General features: G+C 68.3%; 20 protein-coding genes and 2 pseudogenes. 9 read left to right on the top strand and 13 right to left on the bottom strand.

Features of this window, described 5'->3' with window-relative positions; genetic code table 11:
- Positions 1-16: 16 nt before the first annotated feature.
- Both AC1DWT_RS27315 and AC1DWT_RS27310 read right to left on the bottom strand, forming a co-directional pair.
- Positions 17-577, bottom strand: coding sequence for an ester cyclase (locus tag AC1DWT_RS27315; protein WP_072943118.1), 561 nt, complete (start codon positions 575-577; stop codon positions 17-19).
- A gap of 24 nt (positions 578-601) precedes the next feature.
- The gene (locus AC1DWT_RS27310; protein WP_095863349.1) at positions 602-1,699 is read right to left on the bottom strand and encodes an MBL fold metallo-hydrolase; all 1,098 of its coding nucleotides are present in this window, start codon (positions 1,697-1,699) and stop codon (positions 602-604) included.
- Positions 1,700-1,794: 95 nt separating this feature from the next.
- On the opposite strand from AC1DWT_RS27310, the gene AC1DWT_RS27305 reads away from it, so the two are divergent.
- The 3 genes from AC1DWT_RS27305 (at position 1,795) to AC1DWT_RS27295 (ending at position 6,182) form a co-directional block, all read left to right on the top strand.
- On the top strand, positions 1,795-2,475 hold the full coding sequence (locus tag AC1DWT_RS27305; RefSeq protein WP_095863623.1) for a TetR/AcrR family transcriptional regulator C-terminal domain-containing protein: 681 nt from the start codon (positions 1,795-1,797) through the stop codon (positions 2,473-2,475).
- A 214-nt stretch (positions 2,476-2,689) separates the two neighbouring features.
- Positions 2,690-5,113 carry an ATP-dependent Clp protease ATP-binding subunit gene (locus tag AC1DWT_RS27300; RefSeq protein ID WP_477922995.1) on the top strand — a complete coding sequence of 808 codons (2,424 nt, stop codon included), beginning with the start codon at positions 2,690-2,692 and terminating at the stop codon, positions 5,111-5,113.
- A gap of 283 nt (positions 5,114-5,396) precedes the next feature.
- On the top strand, positions 5,397-6,182 hold the full coding sequence (locus AC1DWT_RS27295; protein WP_072943123.1) for an IclR family transcriptional regulator: 786 nt from the start codon (positions 5,397-5,399) through the stop codon (positions 6,180-6,182).
- Between the two features lie 36 nt (positions 6,183-6,218).
- On the opposite strand, the gene AC1DWT_RS27290 is transcribed toward AC1DWT_RS27295, so the two are convergent.
- Genes AC1DWT_RS27290 through AC1DWT_RS27275 form a run of 4 tightly spaced genes read right to left on the bottom strand, consistent with a single transcriptional unit; the run spans position 6,219 to position 10,855 of the window.
- Complete coding sequence (locus AC1DWT_RS27290) at positions 6,219-7,214, bottom strand: 2-hydroxyacid dehydrogenase (RefSeq protein ID WP_072943125.1); 996 nt, start codon at positions 7,212-7,214, stop codon at positions 6,219-6,221.
- Positions 7,211-8,149 carry a hydroxymethylglutaryl-CoA lyase gene (locus AC1DWT_RS27285; protein WP_072943127.1) on the bottom strand — a complete coding sequence of 313 codons (939 nt, stop codon included), beginning with the start codon at positions 8,147-8,149 and terminating at the stop codon, positions 7,211-7,213. Before AC1DWT_RS27285 ends, AC1DWT_RS27290 begins: the two co-directional genes overlap by 4 nt.
- Positions 8,146-9,399 (bottom strand): CaiB/BaiF CoA transferase family protein, encoded by a 1,254-nt coding sequence (locus AC1DWT_RS27280; RefSeq protein ID WP_095863351.1) that lies wholly within the window; start codon positions 9,397-9,399, stop codon positions 8,146-8,148. Before AC1DWT_RS27280 ends, AC1DWT_RS27285 begins: the two co-directional genes overlap by 4 nt.
- A 25-nt stretch (positions 9,400-9,424) precedes the next feature.
- Positions 9,425-10,855 (bottom strand): GntP family permease, encoded by a 1,431-nt coding sequence (locus tag AC1DWT_RS27275; RefSeq protein WP_072943131.1) that lies wholly within the window; start codon positions 10,853-10,855, stop codon positions 9,425-9,427.
- Between the two features lie 166 nt (positions 10,856-11,021).
- On the opposite strand from AC1DWT_RS27275, the gene AC1DWT_RS27270 reads away from it, so the two are divergent.
- The gene (locus tag AC1DWT_RS27270; protein WP_477922992.1) at positions 11,022-12,029 is read left to right on the top strand and encodes an AraC family transcriptional regulator; all 1,008 of its coding nucleotides are present in this window, start codon (positions 11,022-11,024) and stop codon (positions 12,027-12,029) included.
- 41 nt (positions 12,030-12,070) lie between these two features.
- On the opposite strand, the gene AC1DWT_RS27265 is transcribed toward AC1DWT_RS27270, so the two are convergent.
- The 4 genes from AC1DWT_RS27265 to AC1DWT_RS27250 are packed head-to-tail and all read right to left on the bottom strand — an operon-like array spanning position 12,071 to position 15,534.
- The gene (locus AC1DWT_RS27265; RefSeq protein WP_477922990.1) at positions 12,071-12,679 is read right to left on the bottom strand and encodes a response regulator transcription factor; all 609 of its coding nucleotides are present in this window, start codon (positions 12,677-12,679) and stop codon (positions 12,071-12,073) included.
- The gene (locus AC1DWT_RS27260) at positions 12,676-13,791 is read right to left on the bottom strand and encodes a sensor histidine kinase (protein ID WP_241031475.1); all 1,116 of its coding nucleotides are present in this window, start codon (positions 13,789-13,791) and stop codon (positions 12,676-12,678) included. The genes AC1DWT_RS27265 and AC1DWT_RS27260 overlap by 4 nt, the downstream gene beginning before the upstream one ends.
- A 19-nt stretch (positions 13,792-13,810) precedes the next feature.
- Complete coding sequence (locus AC1DWT_RS27255) at positions 13,811-14,587, bottom strand: ABC transporter permease (RefSeq protein WP_206014812.1); 777 nt, start codon at positions 14,585-14,587, stop codon at positions 13,811-13,813.
- Positions 14,587-15,534 (bottom strand): ABC transporter ATP-binding protein, encoded by a 948-nt coding sequence (locus AC1DWT_RS27250; protein WP_477922988.1) that lies wholly within the window; start codon positions 15,532-15,534, stop codon positions 14,587-14,589. Before AC1DWT_RS27250 ends, AC1DWT_RS27255 begins: the two co-directional genes overlap by 1 nt.
- A 280-nt stretch (positions 15,535-15,814) precedes the next feature.
- Here AC1DWT_RS27250 and AC1DWT_RS27245 point away from each other — a divergent pair, with 280 nt between their 5' ends.
- Positions 15,815-16,903, top strand: a complete 1,089-nt coding sequence (locus AC1DWT_RS27245; RefSeq protein ID WP_072943141.1) for a 3-deoxy-7-phosphoheptulonate synthase — start codon at positions 15,815-15,817, stop codon at positions 16,901-16,903.
- Here the strand turns inward: AC1DWT_RS27245 and AC1DWT_RS27240 are convergent, their stop codons facing one another.
- The 3 genes from AC1DWT_RS27240 to thpD all read right to left on the bottom strand — a co-directional run bounded on the left by AC1DWT_RS27240 (position 16,904) and on the right by thpD (position 20,954).
- Complete coding sequence (locus AC1DWT_RS27240) at positions 16,904-17,551, bottom strand: alpha-ketoglutarate-dependent dioxygenase AlkB (RefSeq protein WP_095863357.1); 648 nt, start codon at positions 17,549-17,551, stop codon at positions 16,904-16,906.
- Between the two features lie 168 nt (positions 17,552-17,719).
- The gene (locus AC1DWT_RS27235; RefSeq protein ID WP_477922985.1) at positions 17,720-19,870 is read right to left on the bottom strand and encodes an MMPL family transporter; all 2,151 of its coding nucleotides are present in this window, start codon (positions 19,868-19,870) and stop codon (positions 17,720-17,722) included.
- A gap of 172 nt (positions 19,871-20,042) precedes the next feature.
- The gene (gene thpD, locus AC1DWT_RS27230) at positions 20,043-20,954 is read right to left on the bottom strand and encodes an ectoine hydroxylase (RefSeq protein ID WP_206014814.1); all 912 of its coding nucleotides are present in this window, start codon (positions 20,952-20,954) and stop codon (positions 20,043-20,045) included.
- A gap of 145 nt (positions 20,955-21,099) precedes the next feature.
- On the opposite strand from thpD, the gene AC1DWT_RS27225 reads away from it, so the two are divergent.
- The 4 genes and pseudogenes from AC1DWT_RS27225 to AC1DWT_RS27210 form a co-directional block, all read left to right on the top strand.
- Positions 21,100-21,747, top strand: a complete 648-nt coding sequence (locus AC1DWT_RS27225) for a LysE family translocator (RefSeq protein ID WP_477923006.1) — start codon at positions 21,100-21,102, stop codon at positions 21,745-21,747.
- Positions 21,748-21,835: 88 nt separating this feature from the next.
- Positions 21,836-22,657, top strand: a pseudogene (locus AC1DWT_RS27220) (zinc-binding dehydrogenase); the annotation flags it as partial.
- Between the two features lie 225 nt (positions 22,658-22,882).
- Complete coding sequence (locus AC1DWT_RS27215; RefSeq protein ID WP_477922983.1) at positions 22,883-23,203, top strand: hypothetical protein; 321 nt, start codon at positions 22,883-22,885, stop codon at positions 23,201-23,203.
- Between the two features lie 13 nt (positions 23,204-23,216).
- Positions 23,217-24,898: pseudogene (locus AC1DWT_RS27210) on the top strand (zinc ribbon domain-containing protein); the annotation flags it as partial.
- Positions 24,899-25,001: the final 103 nt, after the last annotated feature.

Raw genomic sequence — 25,001 nt, 5'->3', positions numbered from 1 at the left:
CCTTGTAGGACGAGGGTCAGTGGGTCAGGTCGGGGGCGGTGGTGTCGAGCAGTCGGGGATCGGGTTCGCTGCCGGCCATCGCCAGCAATCCGACGACGGCGCGGCCGAGGGTGAGCAGGTCGCGCGGATTCTTCTTGTCGAGGCTGCCGAGCAGTTGCGAGAGGATGGTGAGCTGGTCGAAGTAGATTCGTTCGGTGACGAGGTTTTCGTCCTCGTCGAAGATGAAGTAGGCGGTCATCCGAGTGCGATGCCGGCCGCCGGTCGGCGGGATCTTGCCGAGCGGACCGAGATGAGTTCCCATGAGCCAGAATTCGACGATCACCGCATCCGCACTGTGGCGCAGGGCGATGATCTCGTGGTCCTGGTCGGGGAAGGCGACCCGGGTGTCGTGGTAGTACCCGCGAACGGGGCCGTCGCCGTCGTGGACGGTCATGCTCGCGATGAGTTCGTAGTGCGGGTGCGGGAACGTGTCGAGCACGTCGTCCCAGTCTTGGCGGACTTCGTCGTGAAAGTGGTCGAGCACGAGCTTCTCCCGTGCTCGCAGGACGTCCTCGGTGGGGATGGTGTGGCGCGACATTGCGGTCTCCTCGGGGTGCGGCGCTCAGGACTGATGGGTGATGGCGTGGTGGCTGAAGGTGGGCTTTGTGCCCGGGTTGGTCCACATCGGGGTCAGCTCGCTGGAGGGGAAGAACTGCAGGTAGCGGGAGTCGGTCTGGCTGCGGTCGACGATCGACTTCTCCAGGACGATCGAGTTGTATTGGTCGGCCGTGGTTTCGATCGTGTTGGCGTTGAGCACGACCTCCTGCTGCCAGGAGGCCGACCAGCGGGCCAGGCCCGGCAGCCCGGAGTGTTCCGGTGTGAGACATTCGGCGGCGATGACGTTTTCGCTGCTCACCCAGATTCCGGTCGAGGTGTTGAGCGCAAGGCTCTGGTTGCCGAACACGTGGCCGGGCGTCTTGATCACGGCGACGCCGGGGCCGAGCACAACCGAGCCGTCGATCGGTGCAAACGCATCCACGGGCACGTCGCGGTAGGTGTCGGTCTGGTACCACGGGGTCTGTAGCGGGTGCAGGTCTGACATCGCAGTCAGCTCGTCCCGCTGGACGATCACCTTCGCGTTCGGGAACACCGCGTCCGGCTGCTCACTCAGGTCCGGTTGGTAGGCCGTCGTCCCGACCCAGCGGCGCAGATCCTGGGTGTGCAGATGATCGAAGACGATGTAGTCGACCTCGTCCGGCGTGATCCGCAGGTGCGCGAGGTGGTCGAGCACAGTGCCGTGCTCGACCACCATTCGCTTGATGATGGGTGCCGGCGTACGCCGGGCGAGCTCGGCGAAGTACGGCGTATTACGCCCGAGTTTCACGTCGCTCGGTTCGAAGAGCAGCACCCGCTGCCTGCCGTCGCTGTCGTTCCACCGGATCACCAGCATCCGGTTGGTGATGGACAGGAACGGTGCGATCGCCCGCGATGCCCGGAACAGTCCGAATCGTGTGGGGTAGGGCAGGGTGACGAGGTCGCACGTGTCGACCCGTTGCGGCATCCCGGTCGCGGCGAACTCCCGGCGGAAGTCCGCGCCGCGCGTCCGTAGGTCGCGTAGCCGGGCACCGGGTCCGCCCTCGATCTTGCGATCGAGCACCTCGACGGCGTCTCCGACACCGGTCAGGTCGACGAGGTCGTCGGTACTCCACTGCAACACCATGGTCGGTTCCTCTCGCTCCAAAAACCCATACCGTGGGTTTCATCCATTTACCCACGATGTGGATTTAAATGTCAAGGGATGCGAGGATGGGATCCATGAGCCACGCGATACGACCGGAGACTCGCCGCGGCCGGCCGCCGGCCGGCCAATCGACCCTGTCCCGGCAGGCGATCCTCGGGGCCGCGATGGATGTCGTCGACGGCAAAGGCGTCGAGGCGGTCAGCATGCGCACCGTGGCGCGTGTGCTCGGGGTCGACCCCAAGAGCCTCTACAACCACGTCGAGAACAAGGACGCTCTGCTTGACGGAATCGCCGGGCTCATCCTGTCCCGGATGGTGGTTCCGGATTCCTGCGGCGATCTGCGCGAAGACCTCACCGCCATCGCCCGGGCCTTCCGCGGTGCTGCCCTCGCCGAACACCCGCGCGCAGCGAGGCTCGTGCTGACGCGTCCGGTGGAATCGCTCATCACCCTCGAACCGTTGGAGGTGGCGCTCGCCGCGTTTCTGCGCGCAGGGGCATCGCCCGAGGTTGCCGTGCACTGCCTTCGCACGATGCTCGCTTTCATCACCGGCACGCTGCTGCGTGAGGCGGAAGCGGCCTTTACTCTCGCGCTGAGCGATCCGGACATGGCGACGGAGCGACAGCGGACACTGGAGGCGGTCGAGCTGCCGAGCGTACGGGCGGCTGCGCCGCACCTCGCGAAGTGCGACCACGAGCAGGAGTTCGACTTCGGGCTCGGGCTCCTCATCGATGCCCTCGAATGCCGCCTCGGCTGAGTCGCATCGTTCACCGACAGGCCTGGTGACGGGGCTCACACCCGCGAAGGCGCGAGCTCCCGGTCCGGCAATACCCGCTGTTCAGCGGGGTGTGCGCCGCCGGCCGGACTCATGGCCCCGGGCCCGCGCTCGCCCACTCCTCCCTCACGGGAATTGATCGCAGGGTTGGCACGTTAGTTGAGTGAGTAACGCTCAACTTATAGGAGGCTGAGGAATGCCAGCATTCTTCGGGCCGGAGGGCCCAGGTCGCATCGACATCAGTCGGCTCATGAGTCGCTCCACCCAGGAGCTCATGGCTGCTGCTGCCCGCTTCGCCGCAGGTCGTGGCGACGCGGAACTCGATGCACTCCACGTTCTGCGCGTCATGACAGAACACGACCCCGTCACCTCTCTGATGCGCCGCGCAGGCGCCGACACGTCGGCCGTCGCCGATGCCGTCGAACTGCGACTGCCTCAGGGCCGCGACACGTCCGGCTTCACGACACCCGCACTGAGCGGTGCGCTGAAGACCGCGCTGCTCGAGGCACACCAGCTCGCGCGCGCTCTCGGTTCCACGTACATCGATCCCGAGCATCTCTTCCTGGCGCTCGCCGCCGATCAGGACCACGCCGCCGGACGCCTGCTCGCGTCCGAAGGCATCACCCCGGAACGCCTGCAGACCGCGGTGCAGGGCGGATCGGTGGAGGAGTCCTCGGACTCCGAGACCCCCACGCTCGACAAATACGGCTTCGACCTCACCGAACGCGCACGCGGCGGCGGAGTCGACCCGGTGATCGGGCGCGCCGACGAGATCGAGCAGACCATCGAGATCCTGTCGCGCCGCACCAAGAACAACCCGGTACTGGTCGGTGAGGCCGGCGTCGGTAAGACGGCGGTCGTCGAGGGCCTGGCCCAGCGGATCGTCGACGGCGACGTACCCGACCGTCTGACGGGTAAGCGCATCGTGCAACTCGACCTGTCGAGCATGGTGTCGGGCACCCGGTACCGCGGCGATTTCGAGGAACGCCTCAACAAGGTGATCGACGAGATCTCGGCCCACTCGGACGAGCTGATCGTCTTCATCGACGAGGTCCACTCCATCGCCGGTGCCGGTGGCGGCGCCGACGGCGCGATGGACGCGGGCAACATCCTCAAGCCGAAGCTGGCCCGCGGTGAGCTGCACATCGTCGGTGCGACGACGCTCGACGAGTACCGCAAGCACATCGAGAAGGACCCGGCGCTCGAGCGCCGCTTCCAGCCGGTAACGGTGGCGGAGCCAAGCGTCGACGATGCGGTGGCGATCCTGTCCGGTCTCCGTGACCGGTACGAGGAGCACCACGGCGTCCGCTACACCGACGAGGCGATCACGGCCGCCGTCGAACTGTCGGCCCGCTACATCGGCGACCGCTTCCTGCCGGACAAGGCGATCGACCTGATCGATCAGGCCGGAGCCCGGTTGCGGCTGCGGATGCCGAGCGTCGACGTCGAGGCCCTGCGGGCGAAGCTCGCGGAACTCGAACAGGCCAAGGAGCAGGCCGTCGCCGACGAGCAGTACGAGAAGGCCTCCGGACTGCGCGACGAGGCCATGGAGGTCCAGGCCCGGATCGACGGGAAGGCCGTCGGAGTCTCCGACGCCACGCCCGAGGTGACTGCCGAGCAGATCGCCGAGGTCGTGTCGCGGGCCACCGGGATCCCGGCCAGCCAGATGACGGAGGAGGAGAAGGAACGTCTCCGCCGGCTCGAGGACGAACTGCACCGCCGAGTCGTCGGCCAGGACGACGCCGTGAAGGCCATCGCCCGGGCCGTGYGCCGCAGCCGCACCGGCATGAACGATCCGGACCGTCCCGTGGGCAGCTTCCTGTTCCTCGGACCGACGGGTGTCGGCAAGACCGAACTGGCGAAGGCGCTGGCCGCCACACTGTTCGGTGACGAGAACAAGATGCTGCGGCTCGACATGAGCGAGTTCGGTGAACGTCACACGGTCAGCCGGCTCGTCGGTGCTCCTCCCGGCTACGTCGGATACGGGGAGGCGGGGCAGCTCACCGAGCAGGTCCGCCGGAACCCGTACTCGGTGATCCTGCTCGACGAGATCGAGAAGGCGCACCCCGACGTGTTCAACACGCTGCTGCAGGTGCTCGACGACGGTCGGCTCACCGACGGTCAGGGCCGGACGGTGGACTTCAAGAACACCGTGCTGATCATGACCAGCAACCTGGGGTCCGACATCATCTCCAGCAAGTCGGGTGCGCTGGGCTTCAGCACCGGTGACGCGGAGGCGTCGGAGAAGCCGCTGCGGGATCGGGTGATGGGCCGGCTGCGCGAGTCGATGCGTCCCGAGTTCCTGAACCGGATCGACGAGATCGTGATCTTCCGCAAGCTCGACACCGATCAGCTGCACCGGATCACCGACCTGCTATTGGACGACAGCCGGAAGCGACTGCAGTCCAAGGGCATCGAGATCTCGTTCAGCGACGCCGCAGTCGACTGGATCGCCGAGCACGGACACCAGCCCGAGTTCGGGGCACGTCCGTTGCGCCGGTCGATCCAGCGGGCCGTCGACGATCGGATCGCCGATCTGCTGCTCGACGACGTCCTGGTCGAGGGTGGCAGCATCGCGGTCGGCGTGTCCGGCGACGAGCTGGACCTCGTGGTCGGCTGATCCCCGACGTGAGTGGCAGAGTGTGCTTCCGCACGCTCTGCCACTCACGTGTGTGGGTAGCCCCTTGCCCGCCCTCGCCGTCTCGGATCAGCACCCGGTGATGAGGTGTGCACCGTCACCTGTAACCAATTCTCCTTCTGCACTTGCAGATCGATGTCCCGGATCCGCCGCGCGAGATCCCCGCACGTGTGGCGACAGTCGGTTCACCCCCACGTGAGTGCCGAAGTGTGTTCCGCCCTCCTTCGGTACTCACGTGCTGGTGGGGGCGACTATCGTCGTGGGTATGCGAGCGGAAGACGGCGAATTGACCTCCAAACACCAGCCGTTGCTGGTGCTGAGCAAGATCACGGAGATCCTCGATGCCTTCAGCCTGTCGCGTCCGTCGATGACGCTGGGCGAGATCCACCAGGCCACGGGCCTGCCGACGTCGACGGTCCAACGGCTGGTCAGCAACCTGGTGGCGCAGGAATTCCTCGACCGGTCCGGCGACCAGATCCGGATCGGCGTGAAGATGGCGTTCTGGGCGGCGACGGCCACCAAGGGACTGGACGTGCTGGCCGTCGTCACGCCGGTGCTGAAGGAGATCCGCGACGCCACCGGTGAGACCGCCAGCTTCTTCCGGGTCGAGCAGGGCTACCGCGTGTGCGTGGCCATCGCGGAGACCGAGCACGCCCTGCGACGGAACATGTACGTCGGAAAGATCGTCCCGCTGCCCGCCGGGTCGGCTGGTCGGGTGCTGCTTGCCTGGAACCCGGACCTCACCGAGCAGGTCCTCGCCGGACCCATCGAACCGATGACGGAGGGCACCGTCACCGACACCGCGGTGCTGCGCGAACTGATCCACCAGGCGCGCGCCGACGGGTACGCCATCACGGCGGGGGAGCGGGAGGACAGCGCTTCGGGATTGGCTGCGCCCGTGTTCGATTCATCCGCCGACGTGCTCGGCGCGCTGGCGATCAGCGGGCCGACCCTCCGTATGCCCCGCGAGCAGTGCGAGAAGTGGGTGGATCTGCTCGTCGGCAGCGCCGAGCAGGTCACCAGGACGCTGGGCGGCCGCTACCCGTCCTGAGGCGTGCTCGCGCTTCAGGACGGGTCGCGGCCGCCGTCACGACGTCCACGCCTCCGGGTTGACCGGGTGCGGCGGGATCCGGTTCTGCGCCATGGCCACCGCGTTTTCGGCGCACAGCCGCGCCATCTCGGACCGTACGGCGATGGTGGCGCTGCCGACGTGCGGGAGCAGCACGGTGTTCGGCAGTTCCGCCAGCCCCGGTGCGAGCGCGGGCTCGTCTTCGTAGACGTCCAGTCCGGCCCCGGCGATCTCCCCGGATTTCAGGGCGGCAACGAGGGCAGTCTCGTCGACAACGGGTCCGCGCGCGGTGTTGACGAGGATCGCCGTCGGCTTCATCGCGTGGAGCACGTCCGCGTCCACCAGGTGCCGGGTCTGCTCGTTCAGCGGAACATGCAGGGACAGGAAGTCGCTGGTGGTGACGAGGGTGTCCCAGTCGGTGTGGGTGACGAGTCCGGCGAACTCGCCGAGTTCGGCGTCCGGCACCGGCCGGTCGCCGGGAGGCCGCGGGCAGAACAGCACCTGCATGCCGAAGGCCAGTGCCCGGCGGGCGGTGGCGCGGGCGATCCGACCGAACCCGGCGAGCCCGAGGGTGCTCCCCGAAACATCTTGGCCGAGTAGTAGGTTCGGTTCCCATCCGGTGAACTTCCCGGAGCGGACGAACGTGTCGGCCTCCACCGCCCGGCGCGCGGTGGCCATGATCAGCAGCATCGCGACGTCGGCGGTGGCGTCGGTGAGCACCCCCGGGGTGTTGCCGACGAGGATCTTGTTGGCGGTGGCCGCACCGATGTCGACGTTGTTGAACCCGACCGCGTAGTTGGAGATCCCACGGATCTTCGCGGCGGCCAGGAGGTCCGCATCGAACGTGTCGCGTAGTTGGGACACCACCACGTCGTAGTCGCCGGACACACAGACCTCCCGCAGTCGGGCGGCGTCCGGAAGCTCTTCGGGCACTTCGACGCTGCCCGCGGCGCGCAGCAGCGTGAGGGCGGGTTCGGGGATCGGGGTGGTGACGTAGAACCGGGCGCCGCTCATCGGCCGCCGCCGATGACCCACTCGAACGCGGAAGCGTTGGAGCGCGCGCCCTGCGCGGCCTTGGATCGATTGGCTTCGCCGAGTTCGGCGAGGGTCTTCTCGGACAGTTCCACCAGCGAGCCGAACGTGGTGGGGTTCAGCCAGTCCGGGCGGGTGGCGAACAGCAGGTCCTCGCTGGCGGTGTTGCCGCTGGCGCCGGGCGCGAACGGGCAGCCGCCGAGCCCGCCGAGGGCGCCGTCGATGGTCATCGCGCCTGCCGCGACCGCGGCGAGACTGTTCGCGACCCCCAGGCCCCAGGTGTCGTGACCGTGGAAGACGATGCCGCGCTGCGGGGTCTCGAGCCGTACCCGGGAGACGAGGGAGTACACCTCGGCGGGGACGGCCTGGCCGAGGGTGTCGCAGACGACGACGTCGACGGCGCCGTGCGCGCGCGGGTCGTTGGCGATGTCGATCACCCGCTGCTCCGGCACCCGGCCCTCGAACGGGCAGGTGAACGACGTCGCGATGCACAGTTGGATGCTGCCCCCGACGTCCTGCGCGAGTTCGATCGCGGCGGGCATCGCGGCGAGGCTGTCCTCGGTGGAACGGCCGATGTTCGCCTGGTTGTGGGAATCGGACGCGGAGAAGCAGTACTGGAAATGGCGCGCGCCGGCGGCGGCCGCCTTCTCCACGTGCCGGGGCGTCGCCACCCACACCCAGCAGTGCTCGAGTTCCTCCGGGGTCAGCTCCGAGATCACCTCGACGGTGTTCGCCATCGGCGGGACGAGGTCGGGGCGGGCCATCGACCCGATCTCGAGCGCGGGCACGCCGAGTTCGAGAAGCCGGCGCGCGATCTCGAGCTTGCGGGCGGTGGGCAGCATCTTGCCGGTCAGCTGCAGTCCGTCGCGCAGGGTGACGTCGCGGAGCAGGGCGCGTGATTCGAAGGATTGCGTCATGAGAGGTCACCTACCGTGTCGTTGACGAGGGAGTCGATCTGTTCCGGGGTCTTGCCGAGCAAAGTTTCGAGGACCTCCCGGGTGTGCTCGCCGAGGTCCGGTCCGACGTTCCGGATGGGCAGCGACTTGCCGCCGATCACCGGGACGATGCCGGGGAACCCGACCTGCTTCGGTTCGGCCTCACCGGTGTCGACGGTGAACTGCTGAATCATGTTGCGGGCCGCGTACTGGTCGTCGCTGCAGATGTCGGCGGCGGTGTTGATCGGACCCGACGGCACCCCGGCGGTGTCGAGGATCTTCAGCGCGTCGTCGCGGGAGTACTGGATCGTCCACTCACCGATCGCGGCGTCGAGTTCGTCGCGGCGCGCCCACCGTCCGGCGTTGGTGGACAGGTCCGGGTCGGCGCCGAGGTCGGGGCGGCCGATGGTGTCCATGTAGCGTTGGAAGATGGCGTCCCCGTTGCCGGCGATGATGATGCTGTTGCCGTCGTTGCAGGTGTACGCGTTCGACGGGGCGATGCCCTCCATCCGGCCGCCGACGCGTTCGCGTTTGATGCCGTACGCCAGGTAGTCGGGGATCAGCGACTCCATCATCGACAGGATCGATTCGTTGAGCGCGACGTCGATGATCCGATGCGGCAGGGACGGGCCCTGCGTCCCGGCGACCTTCGCGGCCTCGCGTTGGAACAGCGCCATCACCGCCCCGAACGCCGCGTAGAGGCCGGCGATCGAATCACCGATCGACACCCCCACCCGCACCGGCGGCCGGTCCGGGTCGCCGACGAGTTCACGGAACCCGCCGGCGGCCTCCGCGACCGCGGCGAAACCCGGCCGCTGCGACATCGGGCCGGTCTGCCCGAACGCCGAGATCCTTGTGATCACCAGGTCCGGATTGGCCTCGTTCAACGCGTCCGGTCCGATACCCCACTTCTCCAGGGTGCCGGGCCGGAAGTTCTCCAGCAGGATGTCGCAGTGGGCGGCGAGGTCGAGGACGAGTTGCCTGCCCTCCTCGGTGCGCAGGTCCAGCACGATCGACTTCTTGTTCCGGTTGATCGTGCGGTACAGCATCGAGGTGTCGCCGGAGTAGAGGCGCCAGTTACGCAGTTCGTCGCCGGTCTTCGGGCGCTCCACCTTGATGACCTCGGCCCCGAAGTCGGCGAGCATCCGGCCCGCCGTCGGTGCGGCGATGTAATTGCCCAGCTCGAGTACCCGAACGCCGTCGAGTGGCCGAATGGTGTTGTTGGAGAACATGGTGATCCTTAACTGATAGTGACGCTCAGAGAACGAGGCTCATGGGCAGGACGAGCAGTATTGCGACGACCGATGCCACCGATACTCCCACCGAACACGTCTTCAGCGTGCCTCGTGTGGTCTGACCCATCAAGGACTGCAGCAACCAGAAGGTGTTGCTCGTGACGTGCACCGCGAACAGGGAGCCGGCGCCCGCCGCGAGAGCGATGAGGACAGGGTCCAGACCCAGGGTGGGGGCGATGGGTGCGAGGACGCCCGCGGCGGTGATGGCCGAGATCGTCACCGAGCCGACGGCGACGTGCAGGACGGCGGCGATCAGCCACACCATCAGCAGCGGAGCCGCGTGATTGGCGGTGAAGTACTTGCCGAGGATGTCGCCGAGGCCGGCCGCGGCGATGGTCGCGGCGAGGGACCCGCCGACACCGGTGAGGATGAGGATCTGGCCGCTCTCGCTGAATCCGCTGGCGATCGCCTTCTGGACGCGGTGCTGGCCGATGCTGAGGCGTCCGACGAAGCTGGTGCCGATCAGTCCGATCAGCAACGCGATGAGCGGTTCCGACACGAACGAGACGACGGGGTTGCTGATTTCGGCGATGTCCAGGATCGCGCCGGTCGCGATGAGCAGCAGGGAGAGGAGCAGCGGAGCGAGGAGCAGGATCAGCGGACGGTCGTGCTTGGCGCGCTCGGTGGTGACGGTCGCGGCGCGTTGCGCCTGGGCGACACCYCCGCCTGCGTCCGGCCGAGGGGCGCTGCCACCGCTGCCGCCGTCGGTCCAGTCCTCTTCTTCGTCGTCGACGACCGTCTGATGGAAGTGCTCCTCGTCCTTCTCCGGATTCCACCAACCGCGGGTGAACAGGAACGACATGATCGCGACCGAGATCGCGACGGTCGGGATCACCAGGATCAGCCCGAAGATCAGCATCTTGCCGAGCGGCACACCGAGCAGTCCGGCCAGGGCGAGAGCGCCCACACCCGGGACCATGAGCACGATGCCGCACTCGAGGCCGATGGCGAGGGCGGTGGCCATGCGGGCTGTCCCGACCCGGCCGACCTTCGGTGCGAGGTTGCGGGCGAGCGGAGCGGAGATGACGAGCAGGACGTCGAGGAAGATGGACTGCAGCAACGTCGCGATCGTCAGCGACAGCGCATAGGGCATTCGTTTCGGCCCGAACACCCGGAGAAGCGTTCCGACCAGGCGCTGAATGGCGCCCATTTCTTTCAGCATGGCGCCCATTAGGACGCCGAAGGCGATCAGTAGTCCCACTTCGGCCATGATGTCGCCGAAACCGGTGCTGATGACCTTCACCGTCTCGGCCGTGCCGAGTCCCGTCGTGAGTCCGAGGTATGCGGATCCGACGACCAGCGACACCACGGGGTTGAACTTGAAACGCACGATCATCAGCACGACCGCCGCGACGGCGACCGTGGTGTTGATCAGGATTCCTACGTCTGACATGTGCGCGTCCTTCGAGGAGGCGGGCAGTGACTGGTGTCACAGGTACACCCATATTATGAGCACACACTCACGATATAAGCAATGCCGCCCCGTGCGCCTTTCTGGTGGTTCCCGCTACCAAAAAGGCGCACAGGGGCCGGAGGCCCCTGGGTGGGATACTCGACGCATGGTCGCGCTGGATCCGTTTGCGGTGGGACGACCACCGGCTGCCGAGCGCAGGGCGTCGGACGACTGGGACGAGATCCGGCACTGGTCCGACCGCGTCTACATGCCCTATGTCGTGCGTCCGCTCGGGGTCGGGCTGGCGCCGAGGTCGAGCATGTATTCCACGAAGATCGGCGACATCACGGTCACGCGGTTCTCCTACGGCATCCCCGTCTCGGTCGGCGACTTCTCGCCCGACGCCGGAAACGCGCTCGTCCTCACGACCATCCGCGGGAACGCCCGGCACCACGTCGACCACGACGCCACCGCGGACACACCGGCCGGGGACACGTTCGTCGCCGACTGCAGCCGAGTCGACTACCTCGTCGAGTTCTCCCCGGACCACGTGCAACTCAATCTCACGATTCCGCACCGCGTGCTCGCCGACACGGCGGTGCGCTGGTGGGGATTCGATCCGGGAGACGTTCTCTGGCAACGCAAATGCGCCATCGGGGGCGGTGGGTCCGGCTGGCAGGCGCTGCTCGGGTACGCGATGCGGACGACGGGGGAGTTACCGGGGCACGCCACGAACGGGCGCATCGGGCTCAACCTGCAGGAGTTGCTCGTCGGCCACCTGCTCACCGAGTGGGCGGCTCGCGCGGGAGTCGACCCCGACAGGACCACCGGACCGGCGGCACCGGGCTACGTGCGGCACGCCGTCCAGTACATCCGGGAGTGCGCCCGCGACCTGCCGACGGCCTCCGACATCGCCGACGCGGTGGGGGTCAGCGTCCGGACCCTGTCCGGATCGTTCCGGAAATACCTGGACACCACCCCGGCCGAGTACGTGCGTGAGCAGCGGCTTCGGGGCATCCGGGAGGAACTGCTCACCGCACCTCCCGGGGACACCGTCGCCTCGATCGCCGGCGCGTGGGGATACGTCAACCTCGGCCTGTTCGCGGCGTCCTACCGGCGGCGGTTCGGTGAGAATCCGTCGCAGACCAGGGCCTCCGGCCCTGTGAGTGGCTGACGAGTCCAGGGACTCCGTAACCACGCACGGGCGCGGAGCGCCTACAGCCAGCCGTTCGACTCCGCCGCGCGGACGGCCTCGGCGCGGGTGCTGGCGCCGGTCTTGCCGATCGCCGAGGACAGATGGTTGCGCACCGTGCCCGCGGAGAGGAACAGTGCGGCCGCGATCGAGGCGACCGGCGCTCCGTCCCGCGCCGCCCGCAGCACGTCGGTCTCCCGGTCGGTGAGCGGCGATTCCCCGCTGACGAGGCTGTCGGCGGCGAGGGCGGGATCGACGACGCGCAGTCCCGCATGGACCCGGCGCACGGCGTCGGCGAGTTGACGGGCCGGGGTGTCCTTCACGACGAATCCCGACGCCCCCGCCTGCAGCGCCTTGCGCAGGTAGCCGGGACGACCGAACGTCGTCACGATCAGGACGCGGGTCCGCGGCACCGCGGCGCGCAGTGCCGCCGCTGCGGCGATCCCGTCCAGACCGGGCATCTCGACGTCGAGGAGCGCGACGTCGGGCGAATGCTCGCGGGCCGCGGCGACCACCTCGTCGCCGCGCCCGACCTCCGCGACCACCGTCAGGTCCGCCTCCAGGTCGAGCAGGGCGGCGAGGGCGCCGCGGACGAGTGCCTGGTCGTCGGCGAGCAGCAGTCGGATCGTCACGGGACCTCTTCCTTCAGCACGTGCAACGAGAATCCGCCGGGTTGCGGATGGGTGATCACGATCCGTGCTCCGGCCGCGGCGGCGCGCTCCCGGAGGCCGACGAGCCCGTTGCCGTGCGCACATTCGCCGCAGCCGGAACCGTTGTCGACGACAGTCACTTCGCGTTCACCCACCGTGACCGTGCAGTGCGTCGCGCCGCTGTGCCGGACCACGTTCGTGACACCCTCGCGGACGGACCACGCGAACAACTCGCGCAACCCGGTGGGCACCGACTCGGTGCTGCCCGGTAGCTCGGCCTCGATCCCGGCGGCCCGCAACGCCTCCCTGGCGCGGGCGATCTCCATCGGCAGCGACAGCCCCCGGATTCCCTGCACGGCCTGCCGGACGTCCGCGAGCGCGTCGCGGGAAAGACGTTCCAGGTCTGCCACTTCCGTGCGGGCCCGGTCGACGTCGATGTCGAGGAGCCGGCCCACGAGTTCGGCCTTGACGGTGATGACGGTGAGGGAGTGCCCGAGGATGTCGTGGAGGTCGCGGGCCATCCGGGTGCGTTCCTCCTGCACCGCGAGCCGTTCGCTCTCCTCCCGTTCCCGGACCAGTTCGATGTTGCGGTTGATCAGCTTGGTCACCCCGAACATCGCGAACGCCGCCGCGCACACACCCAGCGACAGCCCGGTGCCCGACCCCCAGCCCATGGCCGTGGAGATCACCTCCACGAGCACTGCGATCGTGAGGGCGGTGATGCCGCCGAGCCAGGCGGGCAGCAGGATGATCGCCGACACCGCGAGGAAGACGGCGGCGGACAACCCCGACGGCCCCACGGCCAGCGCCATGATCGCCGCGAGCGTGCACAGCGCCACCATGACCGGTAGTGCCTGGTTCAGCGGCGGCCGAAACTCGTTGTGCGCGCGCCGGGTATGCGACCACCGGAACATCGCGAGGTACGTCACCGCGAACGCGAGCGTGGCGATCATCCCGATCCAGCCGCGGACGTGACCGCGGTCGGCCCAGCCGTCGAGGAACGGCTGGAACAGGAATACCGTCCACGCGGCGGCGAAGATGAATCCGAAACGGCCCCATCGTCTGGTCACGACGGGGCCGTCGGGGGTGGTCACGGAAGTCACGATACCGCCGTCACACTCGCTCGGTGTCGCGCTGGAACCGCCACACAGCGCCGCCGACGAAGATCGCCAGCCACACCGCGACGTTCAGGAGCCACGTCCACTGCATCGCGTCGCCGGTGAGCGGTGCGTGCACGAGTTGGCTGAGCCCGTACGTGGGCATGAACTGTGCGATCGACGCCCAGACGGAGCCGTCCTGCAGCGGCATGAACAGCCCGCCCGCGAAGCCGAGCACGGCGAGCCCGGGGCCGAGGATCTGCATGACGTTCTCGCTGGGCAGGAGGTACCCCATGAACAGGCCGAAGGCCGCGAACACGGCGGAGCCCAGCCACGTGATCAGGGCCGTCGTGAACCACAGGGACGTGTCCATCCGGACGGACGTGAACGCGCCCACGAGATAGACGACGCCGACGGCCGCGAGCCCGAGCATCATCGCGACCAGCACCTTGACGAAGATGTAGACCCCTGGGGACAACGGGGTGAGCCGCAGTTGCCTGCTCCACCCGGACGCGCGTTCCACCGACACCATCGCGCCGCCGCTCGTCGTCGCGATCATCGCGCCGTACAGCGCCATGCTGATCATCACGTACGCCGAGACGTTCCCGTTGCCCGCACTCTCCCCCGAATAGCTCGGATTCAGTCCGAAGATGAGGAAGAAGACGACGGGCATGACGAGAGTGATGATCATCGTGCGCCGATTGCGCAGCAGGCGAAGCAGTTCGAGTCCGAGGAGGGTGGTGTTGAGCCCGCCGAGCGGGGGAACCCGGCGGTGGGCGGCGAGAGTGGTCATCAGTTCGATCCTTCCGTGGCAGCGTCGTCGGAGGTGAGCGCGATGAACGCGTCTTCGAGGCCTCGGGAGACGATTTCAAGGTCGCTGGCGGGTGTCCGGGTGAGCAGATGGCGGGCCACAGCGTCGGTGTCCGCCGAGTGGATCAGGACGCTGTCGCCGCGCACCTCGATGCTGTCGGCGCCGGGAATCGCGAACAGCTGTTCCCGGTCCGCGCCCGGGAAGTGGGCGCGGACCGTGCGTCCCGCGGCCAGCGCCTTCACCTCGGCCGCGGTGCCGTCCGCGACGACTTTCCCCTTGCGCACCAGCACGATCCGGTCGGCGTACGCGTCGGCCTCCTCGAGGTAGTGCGTCGCGAAGACGACCGTCCGGCCGCTGTCCGCGTCGGCGCGGATCGCCGACCAGAAGTCCCGCCTGCCCTCGACGTCCATGCCGGTGGTCGGCTCGTCGAGGATCAGCAGCTCCGGATCGGACAGCAGTGCCATCGCGAACCGCAGTCGCTGCTGCTGCCCGCCGGAACACTTGCCCACCAACCGGTTTCCGAGATCGGCGATGCCGGCCCGGGTGAGGACCTCGTCGACCGGCCGGGTGTCGGCGAACAGGCTCGCGGTGAGCCGGACGGTCTCCTCGACCGTCAGCTCCTTCAGTAGCCCGCCCGTCTGCATGACCGCGGAGACGAGGCCCTTCGCGATCGCGGTGCGCGGATCCGTGCCGAAGACGGACACCTCGCCGGCTGTGGGTCGGGACAGGCCGAGGACCATGTCGACGGTGGTGGTCTTGCCTGCGCCGTTCGGGCCGAGGAACGCGACGATCTCACCGGGCCGGATCTCGAGGTCCAGCCCGCGCACGGCGTGAACTTCACCGAAGTGCTTGTGGACGCCGCGCAGGCTGACTGCCGGAACCTGCGATGCGGACGCCTTCGCGGAGGTGCGGGGTTCTGTCGATGTCATGCATTCAGCGTGCGATCCGCACGGCCGGTGACCCTCACACGTCCGTCACGACCTCACCGTGACAAATGTCAGGCCCGGGGTCGGTGTGGCGCCGATCCGGGTCAGCCGTTACTGTGGCCGTCATGCAGCGCGCATATTTCTGGTTTAGCAGGCCGGCCCCGGGTGGGCCGGTCGGCGTAACCACGCGCTGACCTCCTCCACCCCAGAGCCGGATTACAGACCGGCTCGCGGGAATCTCCACAGTCTTCGAGGGCCGGCCTGAGAACAGGAACCCGAACCCATGACTGTCACTCTCGACACCACTACCAGCAGTGATCGCCTGGACGCCCAGCGCACCGTGAGCATCAGCCCGCTGGTGGCGCCGTCCGTCGTGCGCCGCGAACACGCCCCCGACGACGTCGCGTCCGCGACCGTCCGCTCGGGCCGTGCCGACACGGTGAACGTGCTGAACGGCGACGACGACCGCCTGCTCGTCGTGGTCGGCCCGTGCTCCGTGCACGATCCCGTCGCCGCCATGGACTACGCCCGCAGGCTCGCCGCCAAGGCCGAGGAACTGCGCGACGACCTGCACATCGTGATGCGGGTCTACTTCGAGAAGCCGCGCACCACGCTGGGCTGGAAGGGTCTGCTCAACGACCCCCACCTGGACGGCACGTTCGACATCGACACCGGGATCCGCATGGGCCGCAAGCTGCTGCTCGACGTGTCCTCGCTCGGCCTGCCGGTCGGCTGCGAGTTCCTCGACCCGATCATGCCGCAGTACATCGCGGACCTCGTCACCTACGGCGCGATCGGTGCCCGCACCGCCGCCAGCCAGGTGCACCGGCAGCTGTGCAGCGCACTGTCGATGCCCGTCGGAATCAAGAACTCGACGGAAGGCGACGTGCAGGTGGCCGTGGACGGCACCCGCGCCGCCGCGGCGAGCCACGTCTTCCCCGGCACCGACCTCGACGGGCAGGCCGCGCTGATCCGCACGGTCGGCAACCCCGACTGCCACGTCATCCTCCGCGGCGGCAGCGACGGACCGAACTACGACACCGAGACGGTCGCGGACACCCTCGCCCGGCTGAACAAGTCCGGTCTGCCGGAGCGGGTCGTCATCGACGCCAGCCACGGCAACAGCAGCAAGAACCACGAGAAGCAGGTCGACGTGCTGGACGACATCGCCGCCCGTCTCGAGGCAGGCGAGAAGGGGATCGTCGGTGTGATGGTGGAGAGCTTCATCGAGGCCGGACGCCAGGACCTCACCCTCGGAAGGTCCGAGGAGCTCACGTACGGTCAGTCGATCACCGACGCCTGCATCGACTGGAACACCACGGCCGCGCAACTCGACCGGCTGGCGCAGGCAGTCGCGGCCCGGCGCGGATAGTCACCGCACGCCCCGCGTCCGGAATTGGACGCTGATCCGCGGTCCGAGCGGGCGGGTGCTCTTCGGTACACAATGCTCCCAGGTGCGCTGGCAGGAACCACCCATCACCAGCAGGTCACCGTGGCCGAGGGAGTACCGGATCGAGTGCCCACCGCCGCGCGGACGCAGCAGCAGCGGACGCGCGGCGCCGAGCGAGAGGATCGCGACCATCGTGTCTTCGGTCCGGCTGCGACCGGTGTCGTCGCCGTGCCAGGCGACGCTGTCGGACCCGTCGCGGTAGAAGCACAGCCCGGAAGTGGCGAACTTCTCGCCGAGTTCGGGCAGGTAATGCCTGCTCAGGGCGTCGCGTGCCGTAACCAGCAGCGGGTCGGGGAGCGGCTCGCCTTCCGGGTAGAACCGGACGAGGCGTGGGACGTCGACCACCCGGTCGTACATCTGGCGCCGCTCCGCCTTCCACGGCACCGTCTCCGCGAGCGTCGTGAACAGCTCGTCGGAGCCGGTCATCCACCCCGGTCGCACGTCGACCCACGCCCCGGCCGTCAGCGTGCGGCGCTGCACCGCCGGCCCGAGCTCGCCCAGCTCTACACCGAACGACGCGTCGTCGAACAGCGAAGCCTGCAGCGCATACCGCGCATCCGCGGAGGTCATGCGGTCATGCTACACCGGTAGTCGAACGTATGTTCCCCTCGTTTTCGAGGCAGCAGACGCCGATCGGACGCACCCCTTCTCGGTTCGTGCTCGCCTTTTCGGGCGCAAGAAGTAGTGCGGCGACGGAGAAGTGGTGCGTCTGCCCGGGAACGTGCCTGACGGCGGCGGCTAGCGCGGCACCGCGGGCTCGCGGTCGTCGCCGGTGTCGATGGTCGCCTTCTGCCTGCTCGGCCACCAGAAGGCGCGACCTTCGAGTGCCGACAGGCTGGGCACGAGCATCGGGGCCATGGCGAAGGCGGCGATCGCGACACCGATCGCGACGCCGAAGCCGAGCTCGGCGAGGTTGGCCAGTCCGGTGAGGGTCAGGGACGCGAACGTCAGCGCCAGGATTAGTCCGGCGGCGGCGACGGTGGGGGCGTCGTTGGCGACGGCGATCCGTGCCGCGTCGCGAGGCGCGTAGCCGTTGCGGAATTCCTCGCGCAGACGCGAGGCGAGCAGGATGTTGTAGTCGGTGCCGATCGCGACGACGAACAGGTAGAGCACGATCGGAATGGAGAAGTCGATCCCGTCGTAGCCGAGGCCGTGCAGGAACAGGAGCACCACGGCGCCGAGGGTGGCGACGAACGTGAGTGCCACGCACACCAGCAGGTTGAGCGGGGCGAGGACGGCGAGCAGGAGCACGGCGAGAATCAATGCGATTGCGACCGCGGCGACGGGGAACACCCGGCGGGTGTCCGCCGCGAGTTGCGCGCGAACATCGACGAACGTGGACGTCTGCCCTCCCACAACGACTTCCGAGCCGGGGACCGCACCGTGGGCCGCATCGCGGATCGGGCCCTCGACGAGATCGAGGGATGCGTTCGAATAGGGGTCGTCGGCGAGCACGACGTTGACGAGCGCGGCGCGACCGTCCTGGCTCGGTCGCGGCGGCGCGACGGAGGACACGCCCTGTACTTGTGTGAGAGCGGTGACGAGCGGGGTCAGCGACGCGGGATCAAGCGGTCCGGGAGCCACGACGTACACCTGGGTCGGGCTGAGCGCACCGGCGGGAAAGGATTGGTCGAGGGTGTCGAATGCCCGCTGTGACGGCGTGTCGGAGGGCAGTTCGCCCAGCGTGTTGTACGTCGACTTGTAGCCGGACGCGAAGGAGGCGAGCGCGATCAACACGACGCCGATCACGATGGCGAACACGGCCGGGCGACGGCCGATCGCGGTGCCGATCGACGCGAACGGTGTGTGCGGGCTGTCGTGCCCCGGGCCGAGCGGCCAGAACAGGTGGTGGCCCAGGACTGTGAACACGGCGGGAATGAGCGTCAACGCCGTCACCAGGGTGACGGCCACCGCGACGATGAGACCGGGCGCGAGCGTGGTGAGCGACCCGAGTTTCGCCAGCAGCAGTGCGGCGAACGCGACGATGACGGTGAGCGCGGACGACGCGACGACGCGCCCGACCACGTCGGTGGAAAAGACGAGCGCTTCGCGATGCGTGTCGGTGGTGGACCCCGCGGCGGCCTGTTGCCGCAGCCGTTCGCGATAGCGGAACAGCAGGAAGACGATGTAGTCGGTGCCGACGCCGAACAGGACGACCACGAGTATCGATTGCAGCGACGTGCTGACCTGGAAGTCGAACAGGTCGGCGAGGACGGCGGTCAGGCCGGTGACCACGGCGAGCACCACGCCGATCACGGCGACCGGCAGGACGGCGATGACGGGACTGCGGAAGATCAGGCCGAGCAGGGCGAGGATGACGATGACGGTGGCGATCGTGATGATCTTGTCGGCGTTGTCGTAGGCGGCGGTCGTGTCGACCTGAATGGCCGCGTTACCGGTCAGCCCGCTCACCAGTCCGGTGCCGTTCAGTTGCTGCTCGGCGTCGCCCCGGATGACCGGTACGGCGTTGTTGACCTGGTCGTCGCCGGGTTGTCCGTTGAATACCACCTGCAGTGCGGCGGCCTTCCCGTCGGCGGACAGCGAAGCAGGCGACCCCTGTACGCTCACGACTCCCGGGATCGCCGAATTCTGCAGCGAGGTCGCGAGATTCAGTGCCGTCTGCTGGTCGGCGGGTGACAGCGGCGCGTCGTCGGCGCGGACGACCACCAGGCTGCCGGTTGCGCCCGACAGGCTGGGGAAATACTGGTTGCCGGCGGCCTGCGCCTCGGACGACTCGAATGAACTGGGCAGGAACGTCTGCTGATTGCCGGTGGTGTAGTCATCGAGGCTGGGTGCGAACAGAATGACGGCAACGGCCGCGACCACCCAGGCCGCGATGACCTGCCACGGGTGTGCGACGACGGTGCGCGCGATGTAGGCAAACATCATTCCCCGTTCCGGGAGATGAAGGTTCGGCCGGCGCCCGGGGCCGGGCGGTCGAACCGTTGCCAAGCCATCGTCGCATGCACGGCGTCGCGAAGGCTACGGGTTTCGCGGTATCGACAGACCGCGGCCCCGCTCCGACGTCAGGGAGCGGGGCCGCGGTACGTCATGGTGCTCGTTACCGCAAGGGGGTGAAATCCCGGCTGCCGAGGTAGTCGGGGCGCGGCGCGGGCGCCGAGAACGGGTCCGTCAGCGTGTTCTCGACACTGTTGAACACGATGAAGAGGTTGGACCGCGCGAACGGCGTGATGTTGCCGTTCGAGCCGTGTATGCAGTTGGAATCGAACACGGTGGCGGAGCCCGCCGGTCCGGTCATCATGTCGATGCCGTACTCGTTCGCCATCCGGGTGAGCGTCGGCTGATCGGGCGAGCCGGTGGGCGGAACGTAGCTGACCAGCGATTCCTTGTAGTAGTCCTCGGGGGTCTCGCCGGCGCACGAGACGAACGCGCGGTGCGATCCGGGCATGATCATCAGCCCGCCGTTGTGTCCGTAGTTCTCGGTCAGCGCGATCGAGATGCTCGCGGCGCGGGGAGCAGGCATCCCGTCCTCGGCGTGCCAGGTCTCGAAGTCGGAGTGCCAGTAGAACGGGCCACCGGTGAAACCCGGTTTGAAATTGAGCCGCGACTGGTGGACGTAGACGTCCGAACCGAGGATCTGGCGGGCGATACCCACCACCTCGGGGCGCCGGATGATCTCGTCGACGACGTCGCTGAGACGGTGCACGTCGAACACGGAACGGACGGCGCCGTCGCTGTTCTCCCGCACGATGCGGTTGTCGCCGCGGAGAGTGTCGGTGTCGGCGAGGCGGGTCATCTCGTCGACCAGGTCGAACACGTCGCGCGGCGGGATGATCGCGTCGGCGCAGTGATATCCGCGCTTGTCGTAGTCGGCAATCTGACTCGCAGTGAGCGGACCGGACCGGGTATCACCCCTTTTCGGATCGAACCAGGTGACCGGGTCCTGACGGACGGTCATCGTGCACTCGTCGCGGTCCCTCGTGGGGTAGTTGTCGGCTACTGCCGTACGCATAACTCGTGTTTCACCCTTTCGGATTGGACAACGCTTTACTCTTCCGACGTTCTCACTGGTCGTCGACGAATGCAACCCGGACACAGGTCCACCGAGGCTGGACTGGACCGCGACGGCGCGTCGCCGCGGTGGGATCGTGACGGACATGATCGATTCGGTGGCGGTACTCGGGGTGGCGGCGATCGCGCTCGGCATGGTTCTCACGCCGGGACCCAACATGCTGTATCTGGTCTCGCGCAGCATCACTCAGGGCAGGGCGGCGGGCCTGGTCTCGCTGGCCGGTGTCGCCCTCGGGTTCCTGTGCTATCTGGCCGCTGCGGCACTGGGTATTTCGGCAGTGTTCTCCGCCGTCCCGCAGGCGTACACCGCACTGAAGCTGGCGGGCGCGTGCTACCTGGGATGGCTGGCGTGGCAGGCGTTGCGGCCCGGCGGTAGTGCGCCGTTCGCTCCGTCACGCGTCCTGCCGCGGGATTCGTCCGCCCGGCTGTTCCTGATGGGTCTCACGACGAATCTGCTCAATCCGAAGATCGCGGTGATGTACCTGGCGCTGATCCCGCAGTTCGTGCACCCCGGCGCCGGGCCGGTCTGGTTGCAGAGTCTGCTGCTGGGCAGTGTGCAGATCGTGGTCGCGCTCACCGTGAACGCGCTGATCGTCTGCGTCGCAGGAACTGTCGCGACATTCCTGTCCGGGCGCCCGGTGTGGCTGCGGGCGCAGAAGTTCGTGATGGGAAGCGTCCTCGGCGGTCTCGCCATCCACCTCGCGCTGGACCGGGCCCGGCCTGCGGTCGTCTGAGTCGGCCGCAGCCCGAGTGGCCTGAATCATGCGCACCCGGGCATTCTTCGCGGGTACCGTCGAGGCAACGACGACGAAGGGGCGAGCGATGGCCGGGACCATGCGGGCGGAACGATTCCACGCCGATACGAAAACAATTGCTGTGGAGGATATTCCGATCCCGGGGCCCGGCCCCGGTGAAGTGCTCGTCAAGGTGGAGTTCTGCGGTATCTGCCATTCCGACCTGAGCCTGATCGACGGGACGTTCCCCGCGCTGCTGCCCGAGGTGACCCAGGGCCACGAGGCGTCGGGCACCATCGCGAAAGTCGGTGCCGGAGTGACCGGCTGGGCCGAGGGCGACCGTGTCGTGCCGTCCGCGGGCAGGCCCTGCTTCGCGTGCCGCAACTGCCGGCGCGGGGACCTCACGAACTGCCTGAACATCCAGCTCATGGCGTTCGCCTACGACGGCGCGTGGGCCGAGTACACCGTCGCGCAGGCCGGGGGACTGACCCGCATCCCGGACAACGTTCCGTTCGAGCAGGCGGCCATCCTCGCCGATGCGGTGTCGACGCCGTTCGGCGCGGTCGTGCGCACCGGCAAGGTCGTGGTCGGGGAGACCGTCGGAGTGTGGGGTGTGGGCGGCGTCGGCACCCACATCGTGCAGCTGGCGCGTCTGGTCGGCGCCGTCCCCGTGATCGCGTTCGACATCAATCCCGCTGTGCGGGAACGTGCTCTGGAACTCGGGGCCGACTACGCGTTCGACTCCCGGGACGAGGATCTGAAGGAGAAGGTCGCGGAGGCCACGGGCGGCCGGATGCTGGACGTGGCGTTCGACGCGGCCGGACTGAAGGTGACGTTCGAGCAGGCACTCGACTGCCTGACGGTGGGCGGCCGTCTCGTCGCGGTCGGGCTCTCAACTGTTGACGTAGTGTCTAGATACTTCCTATCGCTGTCGGTTCATGCGCATCGGCGAGGCGGCGGAAACCTGAGCATGTCCGTGGTGGGGGTCTAGAGGGCCGCGTCGGAGGACCGGTTACCGTCTCGGCGAYAGGTTCCGGTCGGCGAGTTTTCGATCGGGAGGATCGCGACGTCAATCTGGGTCGACCTGCACCGGAGAGTGTTCGGGCCGACAGGGCGGAAGCAGTTGTACTGCCGGGTGTCCGGCTCGACCGGCCAGGAACCCCCGCTCGCCGATCAGGAAATGGCGTTGCGTGAGCGTGCCACCGGCACCGTGTACCGGGCCTACCAGCATCGTGGTTCCGGTCTACGGGAGAGACTCGAGCGGGCGCAGCGTGACGACGCAGCCATCCGCCAGTTCGCGGTGGTGCCAGTGGTGGCGGGATCGGTTGGCGCGGGTTTCGGGGTGGCGTGGATCGAGCGTGACGTGTCGGTGGTCGGCGTTAGGGTCGAGACCGTCGGTGAGGATGGGGACACAGTCTCGGGTGGGGGAGCTGATGGGAGACGATCATGGCGTTGAGGTGGGCTCGCTGATGGCCGATGCCGGATTGCCTGCGCTGCGGCAGTTCTCGTTCACCACCCGCCCGTACCTGGCGGTCGATGACGGCATCGGTGAGCCGATCGGGCTCGACGATGTCGACACCCGGGTGGGGTGGYTGCTCGACCTGATCTCGGGCGCCGAAGCGCGGCTGCTGTCGCGGCTGTGGCGACCGGCCACCTTCGATGTCCTCGCCGCCGGCGTGGACCGCCAGGGCCGCAAGCTCCCGAYRCAGGGYCATGTCGCTGCTGCGCGTCTGGGCTGGACCCCGCACTACCCGGACGATGTCTACATTCCGTCACGTGTCACCCGGGTGGTCACCGCACAGGCGATGGCGACGCTGCGGACCCTGACATACCGAGACACCGCGATTACTGCACTGTCGGCCCGGTTCGACCCGGCCACTGGCACTCTGGCGCCGCCGACCGAACCGGGTGACTGGGTGCCATTGGGTTTCGCCCGGGGCGTGGTGCGGCAGCTCACCGCGCGCGCCTGCCGCACCGACGGCGCGGTGCAGGCGCGGCTGCGGATCACCGACATGCAGGCACCACCGAAGCCCTCGGCGATGCTCGGCTGTCCGCAGCGGATCGACAACTCGCACACATCACCGTCACCGACGCCGTCATGACGTTGACCGTCAAACTGCCCACCACCGTCGCCCCGACAGGACGCGCGCAGTGGCGACGAGTCCGGTTGACCGCCGCGATCCCACCGCACCTGCACGGGCGGCCGATCACCGACTGGCATCTCCCCACCCTCGTCCTCGACCGGAAAGGCCTGTTGTGGCGGTGCGCGGCCACCGAGACGGTCCCCGCCGCTGATCTGACATCGGGAACTTCCGCGGTGGGCGTGGACTGGTSCCCGKCCACKCTCGGYGCCGCCGCCAYCRCMRCMGARRSCCCGGASGGGCTGGTSTCYGATTACCGGGGCGTCACCTACGACGACCGCGGCCTCGGGAYCAAACTCGCCCGCCTGCAGGCCGAGGGGCAGATGCTGCACCGCAAGGCGGCCCGGCTGACGCGACTGGCCGCCACCGCCCCACCCGAGGTCCGCGCCCGGCTGGAGGCGAAGATCGCCGTCCTCGACGCCCACCGCGAGGCGGTGGGTATCAAGCGGGGAAAGATCAACCGAGAACTGGCCTTCCACTTCGCCCGGCAGGTCACCGACTACGCCACCTCGGCGGGCGCACGGGTGATCGCGGTGGAAGACCTGACCACCCTCGAGACCCGCGGGCATGGCCGGGTCAACAACAATCGGGCCGCGCAGTCCGCCCGCCGTAAAGCGACCGCCGCTCTCGCCCACACCGCCGCCGGTGTCGGTATCGTGGTGGTCTCGGTGCCCGCCCGAGGATCCTCGGCACAGTGTCCGGGCTGCGACGAACCCCTCGCCCGCCCCGGCGGCTATCACACCGCGTGGTGCCCGGGCTGCCGGGTCGGCGGCAACCGGGACCACGTCGCGGGGGTGAACCTCGCCAAACGCGCGCTCCTCGGCAAAAACAAGGCCACCCGGCGGCGGGGGCAGCTGCCGGCGATTCGGGTCGCCGAGCACACACCGGTGCGCCGGTCCCGGGACAAGACCAGTCCGACCCCGCGTCGGCCGCGGCATCGCCGGGTCCGCCGCAGCCTGCCCACCGTGACACCGCGGGTGGGGGTGACTCCGAAACAGCATGTTCCTGCACCCGGAACTTGTCAAGGGAGTTGAGTCCACCGGGTGTTAAGCGGCTGACGTTTCGGCCTCCGCAGAATCGTCGGCGGGGCGGTTGATCCAGACGGTGTCGGGC

Source organism: Rhodococcus sp. P4_B6 (assembly GCF_056402215.1).
The sequence above is the reverse complement of the archived record's forward strand: the minus strand, read 5'-3'. Positions and strand labels throughout refer to the sequence as shown.

Bases quoted from the DNA above. Each gene is read 5' to 3' on its own strand.
- AC1DWT_RS27225 (WP_477923006.1), top strand. From the start codon at position 21,100: ATGATCGATTCGGTGGCGGTACTCGGGGTGGCGGCGATCGCGCTCGGC.
- AC1DWT_RS27240 (WP_095863357.1), bottom strand. From the start codon at position 17,551: ATGACCTCCGCGGATGCGCGGTATGCGCTGCAGGCTTCGCTGTTCGAC.
- AC1DWT_RS27250 (WP_477922988.1), bottom strand. From the start codon at position 15,534: ATGACATCGACAGAACCCCGCACCTCCGCGAAGGCGTCCGCATCGCAG.
- AC1DWT_RS27245 (WP_072943141.1), top strand. From the start codon at position 15,815: ATGACTGTCACTCTCGACACCACTACCAGCAGTGATCGCCTGGACGCC.
- AC1DWT_RS27305 (WP_095863623.1), top strand. From the start codon at position 1,795: ATGAGCCACGCGATACGACCGGAGACTCGCCGCGGCCGGCCGCCGGCC.
- AC1DWT_RS27270 (WP_477922992.1), top strand. From the start codon at position 11,022: ATGGTCGCGCTGGATCCGTTTGCGGTGGGACGACCACCGGCTGCCGAG.
- AC1DWT_RS27235 (WP_477922985.1), bottom strand. From the start codon at position 19,870: ATGATGTTTGCCTACATCGCGCGCACCGTCGTCGCACACCCGTGGCAG.
- AC1DWT_RS27295 (WP_072943123.1), top strand. From the start codon at position 5,397: ATGCGAGCGGAAGACGGCGAATTGACCTCCAAACACCAGCCGTTGCTG.
- AC1DWT_RS27310 (WP_095863349.1), bottom strand. From the start codon at position 1,699: ATGGTGTTGCAGTGGAGTACCGACGACCTCGTCGACCTGACCGGTGTC.
- AC1DWT_RS27280 (WP_095863351.1), bottom strand. From the start codon at position 9,399: ATGTTCTCCAACAACACCATTCGGCCACTCGACGGCGTTCGGGTACTC.
- AC1DWT_RS27315 (WP_072943118.1), bottom strand. From the start codon at position 577: ATGTCGCGCCACACCATCCCCACCGAGGACGTCCTGCGAGCACGGGAG.
- thpD (WP_206014814.1), bottom strand. From the start codon at position 20,954: ATGCGTACGGCAGTAGCCGACAACTACCCCACGAGGGACCGCGACGAG.
- AC1DWT_RS27285 (WP_072943127.1), bottom strand. From the start codon at position 8,149: ATGACGCAATCCTTCGAATCACGCGCCCTGCTCCGCGACGTCACCCTG.
- AC1DWT_RS27290 (WP_072943125.1), bottom strand. From the start codon at position 7,214: ATGAGCGGCGCCCGGTTCTACGTCACCACCCCGATCCCCGAACCCGCC.
- AC1DWT_RS27255 (WP_206014812.1), bottom strand. From the start codon at position 14,587: ATGACCACTCTCGCCGCCCACCGCCGGGTTCCCCCGCTCGGCGGGCTC.